Origin of the sequence: Mesorhizobium sp. M7A.F.Ca.CA.002.05.1.1, from assembly GCF_003998335.1 — a bacterium.
In the GTDB taxonomy this organism is placed as follows: domain Bacteria; phylum Pseudomonadota; class Alphaproteobacteria; order Rhizobiales; family Rhizobiaceae; genus Mesorhizobium.
In genome coordinates, this window is record NZ_RZQI01001441.1 from 1 (window position 1) to 856 (window position 856).

General features: G+C 63.9%; 2 pseudogenes. One reads left to right on the forward strand and one right to left on the reverse strand.

The window, feature by feature from the left end:
- Window positions 1–269 (reverse strand): annotated as a pseudogene (locus EN939_RS36205) (hypothetical protein); the annotation flags it as partial.
- A 128-nt stretch (window positions 270–397) separates the two neighbouring features.
- On the opposite strand from EN939_RS36205, the pseudogene EN939_RS36210 reads away from it, so the two are divergent.
- A pseudogene (locus EN939_RS36210) lies at window positions 398–856 on the forward strand (threonine synthase); the annotation flags it as partial.

Below are 856 nucleotides of genomic sequence, written 5' to 3' on the forward strand. Positions count from 1 at the left end.
ATCCTGGGCTTGGGCTTCTGAGCTTCCCTGGAATAGGTGTTGAAGAAGGCCGTGCCGTCGCGCACCGTCACCCGGGGGCAATAGGCCTGCAACTGGCTGGCCAGTATCTTGGGATCCTGGGGCGGCGGTGGCGCCGTCGGGTCCTCCTTCTTGCCTATGCCGAGGTTCAGGATGCCATTGTCGCCCGATTGGCAGCCGGCGGCGGCAAGCATAAAGCCGGTGAGCGCAAGACCCGCCAAAAAGCGACCACTGAATGTACGAAACGCCATGAAACTGCACTTCCCTCTCGCAAAGCTGGTGACGTATATCAACCGCGCGGCAAAAATGCGACTGAGCCAGCGCAGAAATTAACCACCTTGCGGTGGATGGAAAAGCCAAGCAGTAACGGAATTGTGACATGCACTATGTGAGTACCCGCGGGGAAGCCCCCGTTCTCGGATTTTCCGACGCCGTGCTGGCCGGGCTGGCGCGCGACGGCGGGCTCTACGTGCCGCGCGAGTGGCCACAGTTTTCCGCCGCCGAGATCCGCGCCATGCGCGGCCTTGCCTATCCCGACCTTGCGATCCGCGTGCTGTCGCCGTTCCTTGGCGACGAAATCCCGGCCTCCGTTTTCGAGCGGCTGGTGCGCGAAGCCTATGCCACCTTCCGCCACGAGGCCGTCTGCCCGCTGGTGCAGACCGGCCCCAACACCTTCATCCTGGAACTTTTCCACGGGCCGACGCTCGCCTTCAAGGACGTGGCGATGCAGCTTCTGGCCCGGCTGATGGACCATGTGCTTGCCGAACGCGACCAGCACGCCACCATCGTCGGCGCCACCTCGGGCGATACCGGCGGGGCGGCCACCCATGCCTTTGCC